Source organism: Pseudarthrobacter defluvii, assembly GCF_030816725.1.
Taxonomy (GTDB): Bacteria; Actinomycetota; Actinomycetes; order Actinomycetales; family Micrococcaceae; genus Arthrobacter; species Arthrobacter defluvii_A.
In genome coordinates this window covers 3,925,721-3,948,603 of record NZ_JAUSYG010000001.1, presented here as the reverse complement: position 1 = coordinate 3,948,603, position 22,883 = coordinate 3,925,721, and the positions used below count along the sequence as shown (strand labels likewise).

The window sequence follows — 22,883 nt, the reverse complement described above, 5'->3', positions numbered from 1 at the left end:
GCAGGCCCCTGTTTTCCCTGGGCGGCGGTATCGGTATTGACCGTAGGAGCCTTCTACCGGTTAGTCAATAGCGCAGGCCGTCACTCGGCGGCGTCATAGCGCAGCTCATCGCCCAGCACCCGCACGCCCTTGGTGGGAGCGTGGGGAACCGCCTTGCCCGGTGGCATCAGGTGTTCGACGGGCAGGCCGGCCAGCAGGAGGCAATGGTCGGCGATGAGCCGGCGGTGGCAGCGCCACCAAACGGTTTCGCTGCACATGATCGCGGTCCGCGCCGCCTGGGAGCCGGCAACGAGCTCTGCAGCGGCGGCCAGGAACTCCTCGGTACGCATATAACCGGCATAGGCGCGGAACGAATCATTGCGGAGGGCCGTATCCGGAGAATCCGGAAGCAGCTTCCGGAACCCGCCCAGCCGTTTCTCCCAGCGGTAACCGATACCCGCGTCGGGCAGCCATTCCGCCATCAGGTCCTTGCCGAAATGCGGATGCTTGCGGCTGCCCGGCCCAATCCGGACGTCCACCAGCGACGTTACCCCCGCGTTCAGCAGCAGCGCCGCGAAGTCCTCCTGGGAGGCGGTGCCGTGACCTATCGTGAACAGGGTTTCCATCCCAGCCATCATAGGCAGGCGGATGAGGCGGGCTTAGGCAAGGTACGACGGCGGACCGCGGCTTCCTGGGGCCGGCCGCCTGGGCGCCGCCGCACCTTGGTGCCCCGCACTTTGGATCCGGCCCCCCGGAAAGCCGGCTACCGCCGTCGTAATTCCGCGAACTCGATGGACGGGACGATGGCGCCCGCGTCCCGTTCCACGAAGTTGGTGCCCGGCGGCACCAGATCGTCGATGGCATCCAGGACTGGCTCGCCCAGCCGGACGTCCGCCGCGCGCAGGTAGGCGTGGAGGTGTTCCTCGCTGCGCGGCCCAATGATCACGCTGCTGATGGCGGGGTGAGTCAGGGCAAAGCCCACGGCCAGGTCCACCAGTGACAACTCCAGCTTGTCGGCCAGCCGGGCCAACGGATCCGCGGCAAGCAGCTTCCGCTCGCTGGACGGCCCCGAGATGTCATACCGGCCCGGCAGGGGGTGGACGCGCGTGGGCGGTGTGCCTGATTCAAGGAGGAAGCTGCCCGACAGCCAGCCGCCTGCCAGGGGGCCGTACGCAAGCACTCCCAGGCCGTACTGCTGGGCGATGGGCAGGACGTCCCGCTCGTTGCCGCGGACCAGCATGGAGTACGGAACCTGGTTGCCCAGCGGCGGGATCAGGTGGTTGGTGGTGGCCAGCCACTGCGCCTCCACCAGCTGCGCCGGAGTGAACACCGAGGTGCCGTAGTACAGGATCTTGCCCTGGCAGATCAGGTCATTGAGCGTGGTGATGGTTTCCAGGACGTCGGTGTTGTAGTCAGGCCTGTGCGCCTGGTACAGGTCAATCCGGTCCGTCTGGAGCCGGCGGAGGCTGCCCTCCACGGCCTGTGTGATCCAGCGCCGGGAGTTGCCGGAGTGTGCCGGGTTGGGGCTCATCTGGCCGTGGAATTTGGCGGCCAGGAAGACGTCGTCCCGGCGGACGTGGAGGGCCCGGCCCACCACCTGCTCGGACTCGCGCCGTGATCCCGGCGTCCAGCGCGGCATGGATGATGCGGATGCTTTCATCCGCGCCGGTGGGGGCGCCGGTTCCTTCGCCGAAGTTCATGGTGCCAAGGGTGAGGGGACTGATGGGGGTTCCCGACCGTCCGAACACCCGCAGTTCGGTCAGGCTCATCTGCGGTCTCCTCCATCTGGTTGCCGTGTGCCTTGGATCGTCATGAGGTTACCCAGGTTCGGCAGGCCGCTCCGGATTTCCGCCTCAGTCCTTCGCTTTTCGTCGCATGGAGTAACCGGGGCCGCGCGAATGACGTTTTGTGGCGCCCAAAGAACGGCGAACAGCGCCCATATTGGGGCATGGCCACCTCTGCAAGTGGTGACGAGTTCGTCCAGCTGGTGTTTGCGCCAAGCGTGGCCCACCAACCGGAACCAGAAGCTGCGGGACCTGGCCGGGGAGATCCTCGGCCGCATCAGCGACGGCACAGTGACAACCCACTTCGATCCGTAAGCCTGTTGAGTCCTCCCGACCCGCCTGTCTGCCGTCCGGTTTCGCCTGCGCGCCGCCCTGCAATAATCTGAACCAACGGTTGTGCTTGGGGGTGTCAGCGCCCGGGTACAGCAACACCAGCACTGTATGTTCCGGGACCATCACAGACGAGGCGGACACCCATGACGGATTCAGACCAGCAGCAAGCACAACGGCCGGCTTTGCCCGCAGACCCTCCCGCTGCTGCCCCTGATCCCGTTGATCCGCACCTTCTGCAGCAGCTGGCTGATGCCCATGGCGTCGGTACGTCCTTCCAGGGTTGGGACGGCCTTCCGCACTCCGTCGCCGAATCAACACTGATCAAGGTGCTCGCAGCCCTCGGCATTGACGCCCACACCAACCAGCACATCGAAGCCGCCCTGGCGGAGGCGGAACTGGCTCCTTGGCGGCGGATGCTGCCGCCCGCCGTCGTCATCAAGCAGGGTGAACCCGCCCAGGTGCCCGTCCATGTCCGGGACGGCGCGACCGCGCGGCTGGCCATCACCCTCGAAGGGGGTGCCGGGTCACGGGATGCAGCCCAGCAGGATTTGTGGGTGCAGCCGCGGGAGGTCGACGGCGTCTCCAGGGGACGTGCCACATTCCTCCTTCCCGAGGACCTGCCGCTGGGCTGGCACACACTGCACGCGGAGTCCGAAGGTGCCACGGCAACCGCAACTTTGGTGGTGACCCCGCCGCGGCTGGCCACGGCACGGTCCCTGGAGGAGCGCCGGGGCTGGGGGCTCGCCACCCAGCTGTATTCGGTCCGCTCCAAGCGGTCGTGGGGCATCGGTGACTTTGCCGATTTGGCAGACCTGGCGGCCATCAGCGGTGACCGGGGCGCCGACTACGTCCTGGTCAACCCGCTCCATGCCGCGGAGCCGGTTCCGCCGGTCCAGCCCTCGCCCTACTCGCCCTCCACCCGCCGGTTCTTCAACCCGCTGTACATCCGCATTGAAGCCATTCCGGAGCTGGCATACCTGCGGCCGCGGAAACGTGCGGCGCTGGAAAAGCTCCACGAGGAGGCCGCCCGCCTGAACAAGGAAGGCGCGCGGCTGGACCGGGACGCTGTATTCGCGGCGAAGCTGCAGGCGCTGGAGATGCTCTACCACACGCGCCGTTCCCCCGCCCGTCAGGCCGCCTTCGATGAATTCTGCCGCCTGTCCGGGAAGGGTCTGGAGGACTTCGCCCTCTGGTCAGCCATCCGCGAGGACCTTGCACCGGGCGATCCGCTTTGGAAGGACCCGGCGTACGCCATTGGGACACCGGAGGCGGAGGCGCTCCGGGAGAAGCTGGCGGACCGGATCGGGTTCCACCGCTGGCTGCAATGGATCTGCGACGAGCAGCTGGAAAACGCCCAGCGCACAGCCCTGCGGTCCGGAATGCGGCTCGGCGTGGTGCACGACCTCGCCGTCGGCGTGGACCACAGCAGTGCCGACGCCTGGACACTTCGCGGCGTGCTGGCCCCCAACATCAGCGTGGGCGCCCCGCCGGACATGTACAACCAGCAGGGCCAGGACTGGGGCCAGCCGCCATGGCATCCCGCCCGGCTCGCAGAAGCCGGCTATCAGCCGTTCCGCAACATGCTGGCCAACGTGCTCCGGCACGCGGGCGGCATCCGGGTGGACCACATCCTGGGCCTGTTCCGGCTGTGGTGGATCCCTATGGGGAACGCTCCGGGGGACGGGGCCTACGTGCGCTACGACCACGAGGCCCTGATCGGCATCCTTGCCCTCGAGGCGCACCGGGCCGGCGCCGTGGTCATCGGTGAGGACCTGGGCACCTTCGAGCCGTGGGTGCGGGATTACCTCGCGGCGCGCGGCATCCTGGGCACGTCCATCCTCTGGTTTGAGTACGACGGTGATTCGCCCCTTGCGCCGGAAAAGTACCGTACGCAGGCGCTCGCCAGCGTGAACACCCACGACCTCCCGCCCACCGCCGGTTACCTTGCCGGGGACCACGTGGGGCTGCGGAGCAGGCTGGGGCTGCTGGAGCGGTCCGAGCAGGAAGAACGCGCCGAGCACAACGCATCCCTTGAGAAGATGTTTGCCCTGTTGCGGGAGCGCGGTTATCTGTCCGAGGGCGGTGCCGCGCCCGGGCAGGCAACTGAGGAACACACCATCGAGGCGCTGCACCTCCTGCTGGCCCAGGCGCCGTCGGTACTGCTCGGCGTGGCACTGGTGGACGCGGTGGGCGAGCGGCGGGTCCAGAACCAGCCCGGCACCACGGAGGAGCTGTATCCCAACTGGCAGGTTCCACTCGGCGGCCCCGACGGCAGGCCCGTCTACCTTGACGACCTTCCCGCCAACAAGCGGTTCAATTCCCTGCTCGCGGCGGTGGAGGGAGCCCTGCACCGCCAGTAAGCGCACGCAAACGCCAATGTGGCCCCCGCCGCTCCGGGGAGCGGCGGGGGCCACATGCTTTGGGCCGGTTGTTCAGGCCTAGCCGGCCATGATCACGTGCGTGAAGTGGTCGTACCGGAAGGTGGCCGGTCCGCCGTCGTGCTCGAAGACAATGTTGGCGCCCGGGGATGCCCCGCCGGCCCCGTAGCTCACATCCCATGACTTATTCAGCGCGGCCTTGAACTCGTAGCTTCCCGCCGGCAGGTCCGGAACGGTCAGCTTCCAGACGAGGTCCGCCGGGTCCAGCACCAGCTGCGCCTGGTCACACGCTGGCTCCCAGTCCGAGGCGCAGCCCAGTTCGCTGTCCATGCTGCCGGCGGCAGCCACGGCGGACGGTTGCTGGGACGCGTACCCGGCGCTGAGCAGGTGCGTGCTGTTGTCGTAGCGGAAGGTGACCCGGCCGCCGGGGTGGTCCAGCACGATGTTCTGCCCGTTGAACTGGCCGTCCGCGCCGTAGTTCTCGTCCCAGCCGCCGTTGAGCGCGGCCTTGTACTCATATTTCCCCGCAGGCAGGTCCACGGTCAGCCGCCAGACCCGGTCCGCCGGGTCCAGCACCATCTTTGCCTGCGGACAGGCCGGGTCCCACTGCGCGGTGCAGCCCATGGCCTGGTTCAGTGATCCGGCCACCGTGACCGAATCGGGCTGCGGCGCCTGGCCTACCGTGACGGTCCTGGTGCCGCTGGTGACGCTGAAGTCCGTGCCGGCCATGACGGCCCGGTACTGGACCTTGGTGCCGTCAGCCAGCGTGGAGACATCATCCGTTGCCGAGTACACCGGCGACGACGAGTCCCTGCCCACCGCCGTCCAGTCTCCGCCGTTCACGCTGCGTTCAAAGGACACCACGTAGCTGGCCTTCTCCGGATCAGCGGTGGCGCTAAGTTCCACCTTTCCTTCTACGCTGCTGCCTTCGGCCGGCTTCTGCAGGGTCAGGACGGGCGCCGGGACGCTGGCTTGACGGCTCTGGCTGGTGGCGGTGTGCCCGCCGTTGTCCAGTACGGTGGCGCGGTACTCCAGCGGCGTTCCGGCGTCCAGCGCCGCCACGTCGTGGAACACCTGGTACGGCGCGGTGTCGTCGGTGCCGATCGGCTGCCATTGCCCACCTGCGGTCCTTGCTTCGAAGGTGACCTCGTAGAACGAAGCACCGTCGACGTCAGCCGTCACGTTGATGCGCCCGTTGTCCGCAGGTGGCGCTGCGGGCTGCTGGAGGACGACGGCGGGAGCCGCCTTGGAGTGCGGGATGCGGCCTGAGGATTCATAGACGACGGCGGAGAGCGGCGGCACGGTCACCGTTAGCTTGGCGTCTCCCGACGTCTTCACCTCATCGGTGCCTTCGCCGTAGATGCGGGTGTAGCTGCGCTTGGCGATGTAGGTGGGAATTTCCGCCGTCTGGGGCTGCGCGCTGTTATTCAGGGCCACTACGTATTCGCGCTGGTCCTGGGCGTCGGTGCGGGAGAAGGCGTAGATGCCCGGACCATCCGACGCGTAGCGGTGCTGGTGGGCGCCGTTCCGCAGTGCCGGGTGCTCCTTGGTGAGGGCGGACAGCTCGCGGATTTTGGCGTATAGCGGGTGGTCCGGATTGAAGTTGTCCGTGGCGTGGGTGGCGTTGGTGCCCAGCAGGTCGTCGTCAAGGTATTCCGGCACCTCGCTGGCGAAGAGGGTCTGGCGTGCGTCCTGGTCACCGCCGGGGCCGGTGAAGCCCTGTTCGTCGCCGTAGTAGACCACGGGGTTGCCGCGGGAGAAGTACATCAGCTCGTGGGCCAGTTCGTCCCGGGCCACCTTCTCGGCGTCGCTTGCGGCGGGATTGTCCTGTGCGATGAAGCTGCCGATGCGGCCCATGTCGTGGTTGCCCAGGAAGGTGGGCAGCTCGTAGACGTTGGAGTCTGCGTCGGTGTACCAGTCGTCACCGGCGAAGAAGGTCTGCAGCGCCTTGGCGTCCTGGCTCTTGGAGGCGAAGTTGCGGGCGGCGTCCTGGAAGGGGAAGTCCAGGACTGCCTGCATTTTGTTGCGGGTGGTGAACTGCGAGGTGAAGCTCTTGGTGGTGTCGAAGACCTCGCCGAACATGAAGAACTCGTCCTTGCCGTGCTCCTTGGCATAGCTGAGGACGTTGGGGCCGAACTCCTGCCAGAACTCGTTGTTGACGTGCTTCATGGTGTCGATGCGGAAGCCGTCCACCCCGAAGTCGCCGATCCAGGACTTGTAGATGTCCTCCATGCCGTGCACTACTTTGGGGTTCTCGGTGAACAGGTCATCAAGGCCGAAGAAGTCCCCGTACATGGAGTCCTCGCCGGTAAAGGTGGTGTCGCCGCGGTTGTGGTACAGCGTGGGGTCGTTCAGCCAGGCCGGGACCTTCAGGTTTTCTTCGCCCGGTGCCAGGAGGGGTTTGTAGGGGAACGAGGTGTTCATGTCCAGCTTGGGGAAGGTTCCGGTACCGGCGTAGTCACGGTCGTCGAACGCCTCGCCGGAGGCCGTCTTGTAGGGGACGGCGTCCTTGGACACGTAGCCCTTGCGGTCGCCTTCCTGGTAGCCGATGACGTCCGCCGTGTGGTTGGTGATGATGTCGAAGTACACCTTCATGCCGCGGGCGTGGGCTTCGTCAATCAGGCCCTTGAGTTCGGCGTTGGTGCCAAGGTGTGGATCGATCTGGGTGAAGTCGGTGACCCAATAGCCGTGGTAGCCGGCAGACTTGTCCTCAGGCTGGACTGCTTTGTTCTTGAAGCTGGGGGTCAGCCAGATGGACGTGGTGCCCAGGCCCTGGATGTAGTCAATCTTGCTGCGCAGGCCGGCCAGGTCCCCGCCGTTGTAGAAGCCCTTCTTGGTGGGATCGAAGCCGGAAACCATCGGATCTGGGCCAAGCCCGCCCTGGTCGTTGGCGGTGCTGCCGTTGCTGAACCGGTCGGCCATGACGAAGTAGAAGTTCTCGTCAGTCACCGGGCCGCGGAGCGCATGAGGTGAGGTTACGGACTTATTGCCCGTGGAGCCGGGGGTGTTGGGCCCGGGGCCTTCCGAACCGGGCGCGCCATGGGCCGGGAGGACTGAAACGGAGAGGGCGACTGCGGCTGCCAGGAGGGCGGCCGCCGATCGGAAGGCGACGGCGCGGCCGGGGGCCGGCCGGAAGGCGACGGCGCGGCCGGGGGCCGGCCAGCCGGATGCGGGGTGCGTTCCTGCCGGCGGCATGGCTGGCAGGTGGGCGCGTGGGGGCGCGCCGGGAGGGGTGCGGAATAACAAGGGTGAGACCTTCCTGGGAAGCAGCGCTGCTGTACAGGCTTGCCGTTGACATGGGGATGCGGCAGGAGGGTTCGAAGAACAGCTAGCTGACCTGTGAACCAAGTCACAACTGTAAGCGCTTGCACTGGATTACTCCAGTGTTTAGGGAAGTGTCCGCGTTAGAGCTTGTTCGTGCCTGGGCGGAAGGGTCCGGTGGCTAAGGTGGCAGGCCCCGGTGGCTAGGGTGGCAGGCTCCGGTGGCTCAGGTGGCGGGCACCAGGGCGGTGGGTGACGGGGTGGTCAGGTTATGCAGCACCGGACCCGGCAGGCCGGTGACAGGGTCCAGATCAAAGGTGGCGATGTTGTCGGACCGTTCGTGGGCCACGTACAGCCAGTCTCCCCGGACCATATGGTGCCGAGGCCAGTTCCCACCGCTGTCAAAGTCCTTCACGGGAATCAGCTCGGTGCCGCCGCCCGCCACTTCCAGGACGCTGATGATGTTGGAGCCCCTGACGCCAGCGTAGGCAAAGTTCCCTTGGGGGCCCAGGCAGATTTCTGCGCCGGAGTCGCCCTCCTGGCTGCCGCCTGCGGTTGCGGGTCCCCGGAAGATCAGCTCGTACGTGCCGGCATCGGGGCGGACCACGAAGACCTCCACGGAGTACTCGGACACGATGAAGACGTTGCCGCTGGGGTGCTCCACCATGTGCCGGGGACCACTGCCATATGGGAGGACCACCTCGTGGTCCGCCACCAGGCCGGTGCCGGGCTCGTAGTTCCAGATGCGGAGGCTGTCGTGGCCCAGATCCGTGGTCATGACGCGGCCGTCAGCCAGCGTCAGGCTGGCGTGGGCACGGCTTTGCCGCGGGCTGCCAGGTGAAAGGCTGGCGTGCGGGTCAACCGACGGTGCGGCGGGGAACCGCCCGGCCATGCCGCCGTCGGCATCCAGCTCGTAAAGGAGGACCTGCCCGTCACCCCAGCAGGTTGCGGTGACAAAGCGGCCGCCCGGGTCGACGGCAACGTGGCAGGTGGCTTCGCCTGCCGGTTGGGCATCTCCTTGCACCTCCAGGCGAAACTCTCCCAAGCGCCGGTATGCCTGGACCTTCTTGCGCTGCTCGGCCGCCGCATACACCACCGGCAGCGTTGGGTGGACGGCCACGAACGACGGCGACTGTGCCTCGATTGCCGTGCCCAGCCAGTCGAGGCTTCCGTCCTGATGCGGGCGGACCGCGCCGATGCCTTCCGCCCGGCCCCCTCCGTCGGGAGTGTACGAACCAATCCAAATGATGCTGCTGGCTGCGTTGTTATTGGCTTCGCCCGTGGTCATGGTCCCATCCTGCCAACAGTTGGCCCTATTCCCGTATAGCAGGCCGCCGATTAGCATGGGATATCCGTCAATGGCAGAGCGAGGTGGGAGCCGTTATGGCTGTATCAGTTGCGACTGTTCGCTCACGCCGCCGTTCGGAGTGCTGGGCTTAGCCGGCGTGGAGGTACCCGTCGGCTACCCGGAAGGCGCTGCTCTGCCTGCCCCTGGAACATGGGCTGTTCATGGCCGGTCCCCGACGCCGGGCTACGACCAGATCGTCTCCCTGTTGCGGTCTGTAGGCTGTGTTTTCGCCGAAGAGGAAGCCGCGCTCTTACTTGCTGACGCCGCCAACACCCCGGACCTTTCCCGGAATATTCAGTGCCGCATGGAGGGGGTCCCTCTGGAACACATCCTGGGCTGGGCGGAGTTTGCAGGGGGCCGCGTTGTGGTTGAGCCGGGCGTTTTCGTGCCACGGCGCCGCACGGAGCTGTTGGTCAATGAGGCCCTGGTCCTGTTGCGGAACGATCCGCTGCCGGCGCCCTCGGTTGTGGTGGACCTCTGCTGCGGATCCGGTGCCGTGGGAGCCGCCATCCTTCGCCATGCCCCGCAGGTGGAACTGCATGCCGCCGATATCGAACCTTCAGCCGTCCGTTGTGCGCGGCGGAACCTCGAACCATTGGGCGGCCACGTGCATGCGGGCGACTTGTTCGAAGCTCTCCCGACCGTGCTGCGCGGACGGATCCAGGTGCTCGCCGTCAACGCTCCGTACGTGCCCACTGAAGCTATCCGCACTATGCCAGCGGAGGCGCGGGTGTATGAACCTGCCGTTTCGCTGGATGGCGGTTCCGATGGCCTGGACTTTCACCGGCGGATATCCGTTGAGGGCATCCAGTGGCTGGCTCCCGACGGTTATGTGATTATCGAGACCAGCCAGCGGCAGGCGGACAGCACCTCCGGGATTCTGGCCGCAGCCGGATTCGCCGTCCGGACGGTCCGCTCGGAGGAACTGGATGGGACTGTGGTCGTCGCGCGACTCGTGGCGGGGACCGTGGGCCGGTAGTACGTGGCGGGAGTGTTGCACGCGTCGGCGCCGGCCACAGATGCCATCCCCGGGGTTTGTCGGTAGCCGCGCCTGAAACGGTGCCTGTTGCCGCGCGTGAAGCGACGCGTGCTCTCTTTCCTGAACCGCGCTGCCTGCCGCGCCCGGAGCGACGCGTGCTGTCTTCCTGCTGCCGTGCCTGCTGTCAGGCGTGAAGGGACGCGTGCTGTTTTCCTGAAACCGCGCCTGCTGCCGCGCCCGGAGCCACGCCTGCTGCCATTCCTGAAACTGCCGCGTCAGCTAACCCTGCTTGACCACCAATGCACCTCAGCGGAAGGCCGAAGCAATTACCCAAAGCAAGGTTTGCTGCCAACCAGCCCTCATCACTCCCTCGGGTGGGGTGGTGGGGGTTGGTTGAAGTAGTGGTTTTGTTGGGGTGTTTGGGTTGGGTCGATGTGGGGTGGGGGTATGAAGGTGGGTGTGTTGTGGGTGGTGGTGATTTTCCATTGTTCTTTGTGGATGAGGTGGTGGTGGTGGCTGCAGAGCAGGACGCCGTTGTTGGTGGTGGTTGGTCCGCCGTGTGACCAGTAGGTGATGTGGTGGGCTTCGCACCAGGGGGCGGGGATGGTGCAGTTGGGGAAGGCGCAGCCTTGGTCGCGGGCGGTGAGGGCGGTGCGTTGGGCTGGGGTGAAGAGTCTGGTTTTGCGGCCGAGGTCGAGGATTTCGCCGTTTGTGCCGAGCAGGGCGGGGATGATGTCGGCGTCGCAGGCGATTTTGCGGATGGTGGTGGCGGCGACGGGCCCGGTGAAGGCGAAGGTCCCTGTCCCGGCCCGTGGCCCGGTCCCGGTGCCCGTGGGTGTCACTGTCCTGGTTTCCGCGGTGTGGTCTTGTCCTGTGGGTGTGGGGGTGTTGGTTGGGAAGAGGTCGTGGTAGTTGATGGTGGCGATGATTTGGGGTCGGTTGCCGCCGGTGGTGGGCAGGGTGTTGGTGGCGAGGGCGGTTTTGGCGGCGGTGATGATGCCGTCGAGTTGTTTTTGGGCGCGGGTGCGCCGGTCCAGGTCCGGCAGGGCGGTGTGCCCGGTCGCGCTGTGGTCTGTTGGCGTGTCCGCCGCGTGGTCCTCTGTTGTGTCGGCGGCTGTCCCTGCGCTCTCTCCCATGCCCGTGCCGGTGTTTGTGTTGGTGGTGGTGGTGCGGGGGTTGGTGGCGGTGTTCATGACGGTGAGGAGGTGTTCGTATTGGTCGGTGGTGGCGAAGATTTCGACGCGGTGCAGGCCGTGGCGGGGTTTGCGGATGAAGGCGCCTTGGGTGTGGCGGAGGGCTTCTTCGGTGGGTTCGGTGCCGTCGGCGTCGATGGTGTCGGTCCAGCGTTGGGCCAGGCGGGTGAGGAAGTCGGGGTCGGTGGTGGCGGCGGCCTTGGTGAGGTGGCGTTCGATGGTCTCGAGGGTGTCGGTGGTGGTGTGGTGTTGGAGCCGGTCCAGGGTGGCGGTGATGATGGTCGCGGCGTGCGAGGACACCGCAGGCCCCTGAACGGCCACGGCGGTGGGCCCTGGCTCGGTGCTCACCGCCTCGCCGGCTTCTGGCTCGGCGGTGCCCAGCTCGGTGCCGGGTTCGTTGGTGGGGGTGAGGGCGGTCGCCAGGTGTGGCCGGGGTGGTGGGAGTGGTTCGCCGGTGAGGCTGGTGGCGGGCAGGACCTGGTGGGCGAGGGTGAGGCGGCGGCGGGCTTCGCGGATGGGGATTTGCAGGCGCAGGCGGAGGAACTCTGCGGTGTTCCGGCATCCGTCATCGGCCGGGGACACCACGATGCTGCGACCGTGCCGGGAGGGTGGGCCGGGCCAGTTGGCGTCGGTCTCGCTGACTCCTGCCCCGGTGGTGTTCAGGGTTTCGACACCGTTGGCATCCCACCCGGTGACCCAGCCGGGGTTTCGCGCCGCTGCCAGGCTTGCACGGCCTGCCCGGGTCTTTGCCGCGGCGGCGTCGCTGATGGCCTGGGTGCGGGTCCGGTCCACGGCTCCCGCGCCCGCGAGTTGCAGGTATTCCACGCTTCGGGCCAGCCCCTCGGCCCGGGCGGCAAAATTGGCGGCCTCTTCATAGGTGGCCGTTGCAAGAATTCCCGGGGCGGCCAGGGCAGCGGCTGCCAGCTGTGAGGCCAGCCCGTCCAGTATGTCTTGCTGACCGGGTCCGGAGACTGGTGGTTGTGACGGGACCTCACTGGGGACGGGGTGAAGGTGGGCCGGGCGCGGCAGCCAGCTGCCGGCGTCGTACGCCTCCCCAAACTGCTCCCCGATGGCCTCCATAACCCAACTCTGCCAGCCACCACTGACATTAAAGAGCCCCGAAAACCCCTATGTGGAAAACCCGAAACAGCGGCTTAAAACACTGCCGGCCGCCGCGTCCCCCAAGGATCGCGACGGCCGGCAAGGCGATTCAGTTGTAGCACAAAGCCGAAAGACTCCCGTGTCACGCGGCACGGGCCGCGTAATGGACCAGGAATCAGGCCTTGGCGCCGTTCCCATCAGAAGTACCAAGGTTGGTGGTCTCCGGGTGGGTGCTGTGTGCGGGGATATGGTCCTCGCCCAGTCCACTGGCCGTTGCAGGGGTGCCGGCGCCGGCACCGGCAGAAGTTCCGGCAGACGTACCGGTGCTGGACGCGGAAGACTCTCCGCCACCGGAGCCACCCTCACGGTGAATTGCAGAACCAAGCACTGTCCCTGCCCTGCGAGCGGCTTCGCCAAGCTGGTCCGCCACTGAGGGCGCCTTTTCCTTGATGGCCTCCGTAGCTACGGAAACTTTGTCCTGGACCGGCTTGCTGTCCCAGACGCCGGCCGCGCGGGCCTTTAGCTTGTCGTAAGCAGCACGGCCTGACCGCGAGCCGAGGACATAGCCCACGGCAACGCCCACACCCAAAAGAAGCTTGTTTTTCACGATGAACTCCTGCTCTGCGAGAAGGTTGTCAGTGTCGGCGGGGGAGCGGAGTGCCCCCGCCGGAGAAAGTGAAAGCCGGCCTGGGGATGGTATCCCCAGGCCGGCTTCCTGGCGTGCACGGTTATTAGCCGCGCGCACCGCGCTTAGTGACCATGCCGTAGATCGCAAGAACGATCAGCGAGCCAACAATCGCCAGCAGCCAGGTCTGCAGTGAGAAGAACTCCTGCAGGCCGCCGCCGAACAGGGCGCCGCCGATCCAGCCACCGAGCAGAGCGCCTACGACGCCCAGCACCATGGTGATGATCCAGCCGCCACCCTGCCGTCCCGGGAGGATTGCCTTGGCAATCGCGCCGGCGATAAGTCCGAGAATCAGAAATGCAATAAATCCCATTTGTCGCTCTCTTCCTAAGTAAAGGAGGCCCCCATGTTCGGGAGGCACTTCGTCCTTCTGGCTCAATAGTAATCATGCTTACTATCTTTTTGCCAACCCCATTTTTTGAAAAAAGTGCTGTTCAGGCGAGTTTAGTGCCCCGTTAGGTCCGAGTTATTGCCTGCGCCGGGACCCTCGTCGAGGACCGAAAGTTCCGCTAGATCCTGCGGGTCCAGGGCGAAATCGAAGACGTCCAGGTTCTCGGCCATCCGCTCCGGGGAAGCGGTCTTGGGAATCGTTACCAATCCGTTTTGTATATGCCACCGGAGGACCAGTTGGCCCTGTGTTTTCCCGTGCTTTTCCGCCAGTTGGGAAAGGACGGGAGCGCCGAGCAGGCCAGCTCCGGAACCCCCAAGCGGACTGTAGGACTCGGTAACGATGCCGTGCCGGGTATGGAATTCCCGCTCCGCACTCCGGGTAATGGCGGGACTGAGCTGGACCTGGTTCACCGCCGGCACCACATCGGTCTCGGCCATCAGCCGCTCAAGATGCGCGGGCTTGAAGTTGGACACGCCGATCGACCGTACTTTCCCCTCGGCCTGCAGCCGTTCAAACGTCTGCCACGTAGAGACATACTGGTCCCTGCCCGGAAGCGGCCAGTGGATCAGCAACAGATCCACGTAGTCCAGCCCCAAGCGTTTCAGCGACCCCTCCAGGCCCGCCACGGCACGGTCGTGGCCCTGGAATTCGCCGTCCAGCTTTGTGGTGATGAACAACTCGCTGCGGTCCACGCCACTGGCACGGATGCCATTGCCGACCCCGCGTTCATTGCCGTACTTCACAGCGGTGTCAACGTGCCGGTACCCGGCTTCCAGGGCCTGAACGACGGCGTTGGCCACCTGTTCGTCGTCCAGCGGCCAGGTGCCAAGCCCCAGTTGTGGAATCCTGTTCCCGTCATTGAGTTCGATGAGCGGTGCAAGTGTCATGCCATCAGTCTCCCCTCTATCGGCCGATACGGCCCATCAGCGCCCGGCATTCGAGAAGGCCCGGAGGATTTTGCCGGCGTTGTATTCCAACGACACCCGGGCCGTACTTGATACCGTATCCGGCTTCTTCTGCTGAGCAAGGAAGTCCACGAACCGCTGCACCGCTTGGCCGGCCTTGGCCGGGTCGCCGTCGTGGACCGCTTTTGCCGCCTGCTGGAGGCTGGCGCCGAGCTGGCCCGCCACCGGACCCGAAACGTCCCCCGAGTCCACCAGGTCCGCGAGAATGTCCTGCAAGGCCTTGATGCTGCCCGGCAGCCACGCAGCGCGCAGCGGGACATTCCCGAATTCCATGTCGGAGGCAAAGTAGAAGTCCGTGTAGGCCGGCTGGTTGTAGGCGGTGTTCTGGCGCGCAACCTCGGCCCGGTACTGCGGATCGTGCATCAGGGTGTAGAGCTTGTGGTTGGTCACCTCGGTGCTCAGGTAGATCCGAAGGGCGGAGCTGTCTGCCGTGCGGACCACCATCTCCTCCCGCCAGTCGCCCATGATGTCTGCCACGAGACTGGGAGTGCCCTTGGTACCGTTGTTGGTCCGGGTGCCGTCAGCCGTCAGCAGCCGCCCGCGTTTCCAGTCATCGATGGCCGGAGCCGTTGATGAGCTGCGTGGTCATGTCCGCGGCCCATTTGATGCTCATGTTGGTACCCGGCGCGCTGCTGGACAGCTTCCGGCCGTCCGCCGACTGCATGCCGATGGCCCAGTTCTCAATCCCGGGGACGGACGGATCCACATCCCCGATCATGCCGCGGCCAGTGTCCTTGCCGGAGTAGGCGCCGAACAACACCTCTCCGGTGGCTGCGTCCCGCATGGCGTAGCCGTAGGGTGCGTATGCCGCTCCTTCATGGACGGTGAAGATTTCCTTGCCCGGCCGGTTGGGGTCGATGTCGGTGACATGCATGGCATCGCCGTGGCCCAGCCGCGCTTCTTCGCCGGGAGCCGCACTGCCCGTGGGCAGGGTGTCGACGGACGTGTACAAAACCGAGCCGTCGTCGTCGAGCGTTGCCGATCCGTAGACGATCTCCTGCTTCCCGTCGCCGTCCACGTCTGAGGCACTCAGCGAGTGGAAGCCCTGCGTGGTGAGCTTGCCGTACGTGGGGTCCGTGCCGTCGCGGCCATGCGGGGAGTCGTTGAACGGGTTGGTCATGGGCGTCCAGCCGGAGTCCACGTTCCAGACCGGCGAGAGGTTTGTCCCGTCCCAGGTGTAGGTGGCCAGGGTGGTGCGGGTGTAGTACCCACGGGCAAAGACGGCCGCCGGCTTCCTGCCGTCCAGGTAGGCGACGCCGGCCAGGAACCGGTCCACCCGGTTGCCCGGTTCAATGCGTGCCATGGCATAGTCGCCCCACATCAGGCCATCGTCCGTCCGGCCGGAGGTGTAGGCCACGGTCTTCAATTCCTTGCCCGTGGCGCCCTCAAACACCGTCAGGTACTCGGGCCCGGACACGATGAAGCCTTCAAACGCGCGCAGGTTGTTGCGGGCGCTGCGTGAGGGGGCGTAGACGTCCATGAAGTAGTCGGTGAGCTTTTCGGCGTCTGCCTGGGACAGCGGGTACTTGTACTGCGGTGCAATGCCGAAGGCTTCCTCCAGCGTGGCAGGCCAATGGCCCGCCTTGACCTCGGGGTACTCCGTCCAGCCCTGGAAGGTTTCGGTACATATCAAGCTGTCTGTGACAGCGGGGTGGTTTTGTGGTTGATGCCGGCCTGAGAGGGCACGGCTGGTGCGGCAGGTTTGTTGCGGTATCTCTGCGGATGGCGTGCATAGATCGCGTCGAGGGTGGCTTGCCGTTGTAGGCGTGCTTGGTTCCCGCGCCCTTTGTGGACGAGGTCCGGGGTGTAGTAGTTCAAACCGCTGTGGCGGTGGTTGGCGTTGTAGTTGGCGAAGAAAGCCGCCATGTAGTCCCGGGCGTGCTGGATGTCGCGGAAGCGGCGCGGAAAGTCCAGGTCGTATTTCACGGTCTTGAACAGTGATTCGGAGTAGGGATTGTCGTCCGAGACTCTTGGCCGGGAGTAGGACAGGGTGATGCCCAGGGACTGGGCCAGCTGAAGGGTACTGCCAGCCCTCATGGGTGCCCCGTTATCGGCATGAAGCACCTCGGGGCGCTGCCGGTTCACGGTGACCGCGTCGTTGATCAGTGCCGCGGCCAGGGACGCGGTTTCGGTGTGTTCGACCCGGTGCCCAACGACCTTGCGGGAGAATACGTCCAACATCGTGTAGAGCCGGTAGGTGTGTTTCCCCGGGCCGTGGAGCATCGTGATGTCCCAGCTCCACAGCTGGTTCGGGGCGGTGGCGTGCACGACCGGTTTGGCTCGTTTGGGACCGGTTGCCGTGCGTTGTTCGCGGCGGTCGCCGTTCTGTCCGTGCCGGGCCACGATGCGATGGGCGGCGGCGATGGAGAAGAAGCAGTGCCCGGCATCGAGCATCCGGTAGTAGGCCTGGGTAACGGAAAGGTTGGCGTATTCCCGGGAGTTCAACAGCTCCATGAACGCCTCGGCTTCGGCGTCGCTGATCCGGTTCGGGTAGGCCCGGTCGACATGGGGCACCAGGATCCCGGGCGGCCTGGGCGGGCTCAAGTGCCGGTACCAGGCCGTGCGGTGAATGCCCACCAGGGCGCAGGCCTTCACCGCTGACCAGCCGGCCGTGATCAGTTTCCCGGCAAAGGTCAGGGCGATGTCTTTCCAGATTTTGGCGTCAGCCACTCGGGCCGCTGCGGCTCCGGTTCTTCGAGTTTCGGATCCGTCGCCGCCGCGCTCTTGGCCATCGCGTCCAAGAGCGCCGAAGCTTTTCCCAGAATGTCCACGGCAGCCTCGGACCGTGCCAGTTTGGCCTTGAGGATTTCGTTTTCTTTCAAGACCCGTTTGAGCAACTGCTTATCGCCTGCGTTCAATCGCTGGTCCTCCTTTACCGTGTCGGATCTGGACCTCAGCTGACCGGCTTCCCTCTGCCGGCACCAGGTGTTGATGGTGCCTTCGGTGACGCCGGCCGCCCGGATGAATGCGGCCTTAGAGCCCCACTCCAAGCATTTGTCGTACTCATCCAGAATCGCGTGCTTCTGGTCGGTCGTGAAGTGCTTCCGATTCGTGACACGGACAGGCATAACGAAATCCATGATGGACCTTCCCCGTCCTGAGCGCCGGCCGCAACGACAGCGAAACTGTCACACAACAGCCTGACACACAGGGGTTTTGACCATGTGCTGGTAGTAGTCCGCGGAGCTCATGCGGTAATCATCGGCATTGGAGTAGCCGGCGTTGATGTCGGACTGGAGGAGTGAGATGAAGGAGCTGACCGCCACGCTGCCGTCCGCGTTGAAGCTGGTGCTCTTGGTGCCCGGGGCCGTCTTCATCATCATCTCAGCCCGGCCGTCGCCGTCGAAGTCGTTCATCAGAAGCTGCGTGTAATGGGCTCCGGAACGGATGTTGACGCCCAGATCGATGCGGCTGAGGAGGGTGCCGTCCGTCTTATAGGTGTCAACGTAGGTGTTGCCCGTGTAGCCAACCTGCGAGACGTCCTTGGAGTTGTTCGGATCCCATTTGACGATGAACTCGTACTGCCCGTCGCCGTCCACGTCCCCCACGGAGGTGTCATTGGCGGTGTAGGTGTAGGCCTGGCCCGCAGGGGTGACGCCGTCGGCCGGTTTCTTAAGCGGGATGTCCCTGAAGTTGCTGCCCCATGGGGTGGAGGAGGCGCTGTGGTCCACTTCAACGCCGTCGACGACGGCCCGCACCTGGTACGCCGACGCTGCGGTCCCCGAACGGTCCAGGAAGTTGGTGCTGTCCGTAACGGTGGCCAGTTTTTGGCCGTCCCGGTACACGTTGAAGTCCGTACCGGTGAGCCCGGTGGCGCTGGAACCGGTAGCCTCATGGCCCAGCAGGCGCCAGCTGAGGAACACGCCCTCGGAGGTGCCGGCGGCCACCAGGCCGCGGTCCAGATGGTCCAGCTGGATGCCCAGGTTCCCGGGTTTGGGGGAGGGGCCGACGGCGGAGGCCGGGGCGGCGAGGCAGCCAAGCGTGAGTGCCAGGCCTGCTGCGCCTACAGAGAGCAGGCGTACGGGAAGGGTGCGGGGATTCATCGGTGAATCCTTTCAAATTTGAGACCGGAAAACGCTTCCCCAGCAATCTAGCCGTGGGGGAGGGGGTAGGGGAAGCCTTGTTTTCCTGCCGTCGAAAGGGTATTTGGAACGTTGTAGAACTCGGAGGGCCTGCTGCAGGTGCAGCAGGCCCTCCGATCGGTTACCCAACTTCGGAATCCGCCCAATGTCCCTTAGGCAGTCCGCCAGGGGTGCGGTCCTATGCCCCGCGGGGATAGCACTAACCCGCCTAGGCCCGGTCCTCCGCCAATTTCCGCTTCAGGATCTTTCCGCTGGGCCCCAGCGGCAGCTCGGACAGGATCCGGACCACCCTGGGGTACTTGTAGGCCGCGAGCTGCGCGCTGGCGAACTCCACCAGCTCCGCTTCGGTCACGCTGGCTCCGGCGTCCAGCACGATGGCGGCCTCAATTTCCTGCCCGTGGACCTCATCCGGAATCCCGTACACGGCGGCACTGACGACGGCGGGGTGGGTCAGCAGGATTTCCTCCACTTCCCGCGGGTAGACGTTGTAGCCGTTGCGGATGATCATGTCTTTCTTGCGGTCCACGATGGTGAGGTAGCCGTCGTCGTCCTTTGTCCCGAGATCGCCGCTGCGGAACCAGCCGTCCACCACGGCCTCCGCCGTTGCCTCCGGCCGGTTCAGGTAACCCTTCATCAGCAGGTGGCCGCGGATGACAAGCTCGCCGAGCTCCCCGTTGGGCAGCAGTTCGATGCTCTCCATCACCTCGGGCCGGGCGATTTCAATATCCGCGCCCCAGATCGGAACGCCGATGGTGCCCGGCCGCGGCGCAGTCCCCACGTGGTTGAAGGCAGCAACGGGCGAGGTCTCCGTCAGTCCGTAGCCTTCGTGGATCTCCACACCGAACACGTCGCGGAACTTGTCCAGCACGGCCAGGGGAAGGGCCGCGCCGCCGGAGATGCCGTAGCGCAGGGCTGCCGGCCGGTCCGGGACGGTCTTGGCGGCCTCGAGAAGCGCCACGTACATGGTGGGCACCCCAAGGAAGATGTTGACGTTGTGCTCCGCAAGCAGCTTCAGGGCATCCGGGCCGGTGAAGCGCGGCATCAGGACAATGGTGGCGCCGGCGCGCAGCCCCGTGTTAAGGACCACAGTCTGGCCAAAGGTGTGGAAGAGCGGAAGTCCGCCGAACAGCACGTCTCCGGGCCGGAAGTCCATCACGCTGGTCAGCAGGACGCTGGTCTGCTCCACCAGGGCGAAGTGGGTGCCCAGTGCGCCTTTCGGTTTCCCGGTGGTGCCCGAGGTGTAAAGGATGGTGGCCGTGTCCGAGGGGCGGCACGGTTCGTACGTCCGGATGGGTTCCGCGCCTGCAGCTTCCGCTTCGAGCCGGGGGAACGCGCCGTCGTCGGGAGCCATCACCGTGAGCACGTCGACTTCGCTGGCCGTGGCACCTGCGGCGCCCTCCCCGAGCAGTGGAGCAGCGCAGATCAGCAGCCTGGCACCGCTGTCCTGTAGGACGTACTCGATTTCGCGGGCCTTGAGCAGGGCATGCACCGGAACAACAATGGCACCGAGCGACAGGATGGCGTAGTACGCCCGGGCGAAGTCCGGAACGTTGGGGATCAGGACGGCGACGGCGTCTCCCGGACCGATCCCGCGGGCCCGGAGCGCCCCGGCGTAGGCGCGGGTCTGGCGCCAGAGGTCGCCGTAGCTGACCCGGTCCTCCCCGACAACGAGGGCGATGCTGTCAGGAGTCCTTTTGGCTGATTCAGCCAGGATGGCTGCCACCGAGATAGTGGCAAAGCCGTCAGCGGGGTTGGTGTTGGTCATGGCCTGCTTCTTCGTTGGGATGGTCATGCTGTGAGGATCAGGGCGTCACCCTGGCCGCCGCCCCCGCAGAGGGCCACGACGCCGGTGCCTCCGCCGCGGCGTTTCAGGGCCAGCGCCTGGTGCAGCACCAGGCGTGCGCCCGAGGCGCCGACGGGGTGGCCCAGCGCGATGGCACCGCCTTCGGCGTTCACGGCGTCGGTCTCAATGCCGAGGTCGTTTGCGGACTGGATGAGGACGGACGCGAATGCTTCATTGATTTCCACCAGGTCCAGCTCCTGGATGGTGAGCCCCTGGACCTTGAGCGCACGCTCGATGGCCCGGGCCGGCTGGGAATGCAGCGATCCGTCGGGGCCGGCGGTCTGGCCGTGGGCGCCGATTTCGGCAATCCACTCCAGGCCTGCGGCTTCCGCTGCCGCCTTGTTGGCGATGACCAACGCGGCGGCGCCATCGGACAGGGGCGACGACGAACCCGCAGTGATGGTGGCCGTATCCGCCTTGGAAAACGCCGGGCGGAGCTGTGCCAGGGATTCCGCCGTGGTTTCCGGCCGGATGCCTTCGTCGTGCTCAAGGGTTACCGCAGGCCCTTTGCGCTGCGGCACCTGGATCGGCGCGATCTCCTCGGCCAGCACGCCGGAAGTCCGGGCTGCGTCGGCGCGCTGGTGGGAACGGGCTGCCACGGCGTCCTGCTCTTCACGGGTGATGCCGCGTTCGGTGTTGCCGGCGTCGGTGGCCTCACCCATCAGCTTGCCGCTTACCGGATCCTGCAGCCCGTCATGGTTCAGGGAGTCCAGCATGGGGGCGTCGCCAATGACGACGCCGGCGCGGAGTCCGGGCACCAAATGCGGGGCGTTGGTCATCGATTCCTGCCCCGCGGCGACGATGAAATCGGCTTCCCCGGTGCGGATCATCCGGGCAGCGTCGATGACGGCGGTGAGTCCGGACAGGCACAGCTTGTTGATGGTGATGGTGGGGACGTCCCAGCCGATGCCGGCGGCCAGGCTGGCCTGCCGCGCCGGTCCCTGGCCGGCCCCGGCCTGGATGACCTGCCCCACGATGACGGCGCCGATCTGCTCGGGTGCAACGCCGGTGCGTTCCAGGGCGGCACGGATGGCGTGGGCGCCGAGTTCACTGGAGGAGAAGGGCGACAGGCCGCCGCGGAACCTGCCGAATGGGGTGCGGGCGCCGCCCAGGATGACGGGGATGTTGGCGTTCTGGTTCACGAACGGTCCTTCCGGGAGGTGGTGGGGGAGTTTGGCGGCGGAGGCTAGGCGAAGGCGGAGATACCGGTGATGCCGCGGCCGATGATGAGGGCCTGCATGGTCTCGGTGCCTTCGTAGGTGTGGATGGCCTCGATGTCGGCCAGGTGCCGGGCAACGCGGTTTTCCAGCAGGATGCCGTTGCCGCCCAGCAGGTCCCTCGCATTGGAGGCGATGCCGCGTGCGGTGCGGGTGCAGGTGTACTTCACCAGCGAAGCCTGCTCCGGCGTGAGCATTCCGGCTTCATCCAATCGCGTCATCTGCACCACCATCAGCTGCATGGTGGCCAGTTCGCTGAGCATTCGCGCCAGCCGCTCCTGCACGATCTGGGAGGCGGCCAGGGGCCGGCCGAACTGCTTGCGCTGCTTGGCGTACTGGACCGCCGTTTCGTAGCAGGCGGTGGCGTGCCCGACGGCGGACCAGGCAACGCCCAGTCGGGTCGCCAGCAGGACACGGGCTGTGTCCTTGAAGGTGCGGGCGCCCGGCAGGACGTTCTCCGCCGGGACGAAGACGTCCTCCAGCCGGATGTGGGCCTGCCAGATGGCGCGGAGGGCCAGCTTGCCTTCGATTTTGGTGGCGGTGTAGCCGGGGGAATCCTGCGGAACCAGGTAGCCGTGGACCTGGCCGTCCCCGCCCCGGGCCCACACGATGCTGAGGCCGCCGACGGAGCCGTTGCCGATCCACTTCTTTTCGCCGTTGAGCAGGAAGCCGCCGTCCGTGGGGGTGGCCGTGGTTTCCAGGGCCACCGAGTCCGAGCCGTGGGTTGGCTCGGTGAGGGCGAAAGCCGCGTATTCCGTGCCGCTGGCGATTGCAGGCAGCCAGCGCTCCTTCTGTGCCTCGGATCCACACTCCGCCACGGACCGCAGGGCCAGGCCGCCCTGGACGGCGATCATGGTGGCGACGGAACCATCGCCCCTGCTGATCTCCATGTTCACCAGGCCGGCGGCCATGCTGCTCATGGGCGCGTAGCCCTCTACCGGAACGCCATCCCGCAGCAGGTCCAGTTCGCCCAGGCGCCGGAGCAGGTGCAGCGGGTACTCGCCGCGTTCCCAGTAGCCGTCAATGACCGGGAGGACCTCATCCTGCACGAAGCTGCGGGCCCGGTCCCAGTACGCACGGTCCTCGTCGCCGATGCCCGCCAGGACGGATGCAGGGTCCGTTCCCAGGGCCTCGGTGAGGAAGTAGTCCGGCTCCACAGTGCCGGCAGGAAAGCCGGGGGAGCTCTCGGTGCGCTGGGGCAGGCGGGCGGGGGACGTCGTCGTCATTATTCTGCATCCTCTTGAATCAGCGGCGGCAGGGCTGCCGGAACAGTGTGGCTCGCGCCACAGGAGTCAAGAATGCACTGAAACTGAGTTCCACGTCAAGAAACTGCGTTCCAAGAGG

14 protein-coding genes and 3 pseudogenes are annotated in these 22,883 nt (G+C 66.1%); 2 read left to right on the top strand and 15 right to left on the bottom strand.

Annotated elements, in window-relative coordinates; translation table 11 throughout:
- Positions 1-80 precede the first annotated feature (80 nt).
- Positions 81-605: a DUF488 domain-containing protein gene (locus QF031_RS18380; RefSeq protein ID WP_307431517.1), complete on the bottom strand. Its 525-nt coding sequence runs from the start codon at positions 603-605 to the stop codon at positions 81-83.
- 137 nt (positions 606-742) lie between these two features.
- Positions 743-1,748: pseudogene (locus QF031_RS18375) on the bottom strand (aldo/keto reductase).
- Positions 1,749-2,239: 491 nt separating this feature from the next.
- On the opposite strand from QF031_RS18375, the gene malQ reads away from it, so the two are divergent.
- Positions 2,240-4,456 carry a 4-alpha-glucanotransferase gene (malQ, locus tag QF031_RS18370; protein WP_307431513.1) on the top strand — a complete coding sequence of 739 codons (2,217 nt, stop codon included), beginning with the start codon at positions 2,240-2,242 and terminating at the stop codon, positions 4,454-4,456.
- A gap of 78 nt (positions 4,457-4,534) precedes the next feature.
- Here the strand turns inward: malQ and QF031_RS18365 are convergent, their stop codons facing one another.
- Positions 4,535-7,720 carry an alpha-amylase family glycosyl hydrolase gene (locus tag QF031_RS18365; protein WP_307431510.1) on the bottom strand — a complete coding sequence of 1,062 codons (3,186 nt, stop codon included), beginning with the start codon at positions 7,718-7,720 and terminating at the stop codon, positions 4,535-4,537.
- A 241-nt stretch (positions 7,721-7,961) separates the two neighbouring features.
- Positions 7,962-9,023 (bottom strand): lactonase family protein, encoded by a 1,062-nt coding sequence (locus QF031_RS18360; protein WP_307431506.1) that lies wholly within the window; start codon positions 9,021-9,023, stop codon positions 7,962-7,964.
- 265 nt (positions 9,024-9,288) lie between these two features.
- On the opposite strand from QF031_RS18360, the gene QF031_RS18355 reads away from it, so the two are divergent.
- The gene (locus QF031_RS18355) at positions 9,289-10,062 is read left to right on the top strand and encodes a putative protein N(5)-glutamine methyltransferase (protein ID WP_370874574.1); all 774 of its coding nucleotides are present in this window, start codon (positions 9,289-9,291) and stop codon (positions 10,060-10,062) included.
- A gap of 362 nt (positions 10,063-10,424) precedes the next feature.
- Here the strand turns inward: QF031_RS18355 and QF031_RS18350 are convergent, their stop codons facing one another.
- From QF031_RS18350 to QF031_RS18300, 11 genes and pseudogenes are all read right to left on the bottom strand, one after another.
- Positions 10,425-12,335: an HNH endonuclease signature motif containing protein gene (locus QF031_RS18350; protein ID WP_307431499.1), complete on the bottom strand. Its 1,911-nt coding sequence runs from the start codon at positions 12,333-12,335 to the stop codon at positions 10,425-10,427.
- Positions 12,336-12,531: 196 nt separating this feature from the next.
- Positions 12,532-12,963, bottom strand: a complete 432-nt coding sequence (locus tag QF031_RS18345; RefSeq protein WP_307431496.1) for a YtxH domain-containing protein — start codon at positions 12,961-12,963, stop codon at positions 12,532-12,534.
- 124 nt (positions 12,964-13,087) lie between these two features.
- On the bottom strand, positions 13,088-13,354 hold the full coding sequence (locus tag QF031_RS18340) for a GlsB/YeaQ/YmgE family stress response membrane protein (RefSeq protein WP_142131436.1): 267 nt from the start codon (positions 13,352-13,354) through the stop codon (positions 13,088-13,090).
- A 131-nt stretch (positions 13,355-13,485) separates the two neighbouring features.
- Complete coding sequence (locus QF031_RS18335; RefSeq protein WP_307431492.1) at positions 13,486-14,319, bottom strand: aldo/keto reductase; 834 nt, start codon at positions 14,317-14,319, stop codon at positions 13,486-13,488.
- A gap of 36 nt (positions 14,320-14,355) precedes the next feature.
- Positions 14,356-16,018: pseudogene (locus QF031_RS18330) on the bottom strand (rhamnogalacturonan lyase family protein); the annotation flags it as partial.
- An 8-nt stretch (positions 16,019-16,026) separates the two neighbouring features.
- Positions 16,027-17,067: an IS3 family transposase gene (locus QF031_RS18325; protein ID WP_307425315.1), complete on the bottom strand. Its 1,041-nt coding sequence runs from the start codon at positions 17,065-17,067 to the stop codon at positions 16,027-16,029.
- Positions 17,031-17,477 carry a hypothetical protein gene (locus QF031_RS18320; RefSeq protein WP_285245506.1) on the bottom strand — a complete coding sequence of 149 codons (447 nt, stop codon included), beginning with the start codon at positions 17,475-17,477 and terminating at the stop codon, positions 17,031-17,033. The genes QF031_RS18325 and QF031_RS18320 overlap by 37 nt, the downstream gene beginning before the upstream one ends.
- A gap of 75 nt (positions 17,478-17,552) precedes the next feature.
- A pseudogene (locus tag QF031_RS18315) lies at positions 17,553-18,440 on the bottom strand (rhamnogalacturonan lyase family protein); the annotation flags it as partial.
- Between the two features lie 247 nt (positions 18,441-18,687).
- On the bottom strand, positions 18,688-20,244 hold the full coding sequence (locus QF031_RS18310; protein WP_307433490.1) for a long-chain-fatty-acid--CoA ligase: 1,557 nt from the start codon (positions 20,242-20,244) through the stop codon (positions 18,688-18,690).
- A 23-nt stretch (positions 20,245-20,267) separates the two neighbouring features.
- A complete protein-coding gene (locus QF031_RS18305; protein ID WP_307431490.1) occupies positions 20,268-21,464 on the bottom strand; it encodes an acetyl-CoA C-acetyltransferase in 1,197 nt (398 codons plus the stop codon).
- A gap of 44 nt (positions 21,465-21,508) precedes the next feature.
- Positions 21,509-22,765, bottom strand: coding sequence for an acyl-CoA dehydrogenase family protein (locus QF031_RS18300; protein WP_307431487.1), 1,257 nt, complete (start codon positions 22,763-22,765; stop codon positions 21,509-21,511).
- Positions 22,766-22,883 lie beyond the last annotated feature (118 nt).

Coding starts and splice junctions, on each gene's coding strand:
- QF031_RS18380 (WP_307431517.1), bottom strand. CDS start 605: ATGGAAACCCTGTTCACGATAGGTCACGGCACCGCCTCCCAGGAGGAC.
- malQ (WP_307431513.1), top strand. CDS start 2,240: ATGACGGATTCAGACCAGCAGCAAGCACAACGGCCGGCTTTGCCCGCA.
- QF031_RS18360 (WP_307431506.1), bottom strand. CDS start 9,023: ATGACCACGGGCGAAGCCAATAACAACGCAGCCAGCAGCATCATTTGG.
- QF031_RS18350 (WP_307431499.1), bottom strand. CDS start 12,335: ATGGAGGCCATCGGGGAGCAGTTTGGGGAGGCGTACGACGCCGGCAGC.
- QF031_RS18340 (WP_142131436.1), bottom strand. CDS start 13,354: ATGGGATTTATTGCATTTCTGATTCTCGGACTTATCGCCGGCGCGATT.
- QF031_RS18335 (WP_307431492.1), bottom strand. CDS start 14,319: ATGACACTTGCACCGCTCATCGAACTCAATGACGGGAACAGGATTCCA.
- QF031_RS18320 (WP_285245506.1), bottom strand. CDS start 17,477: ATGGATTTCGTTATGCCTGTCCGTGTCACGAATCGGAAGCACTTCACG.
- QF031_RS18310 (WP_307433490.1), bottom strand. CDS start 20,244: ATGACCAACACCAACCCCGCTGACGGCTTTGCCACTATCTCGGTGGCA.
- QF031_RS18300 (WP_307431487.1), bottom strand. CDS start 22,765: ATGACGACGACGTCCCCCGCCCGCCTGCCCCAGCGCACCGAGAGCTCC.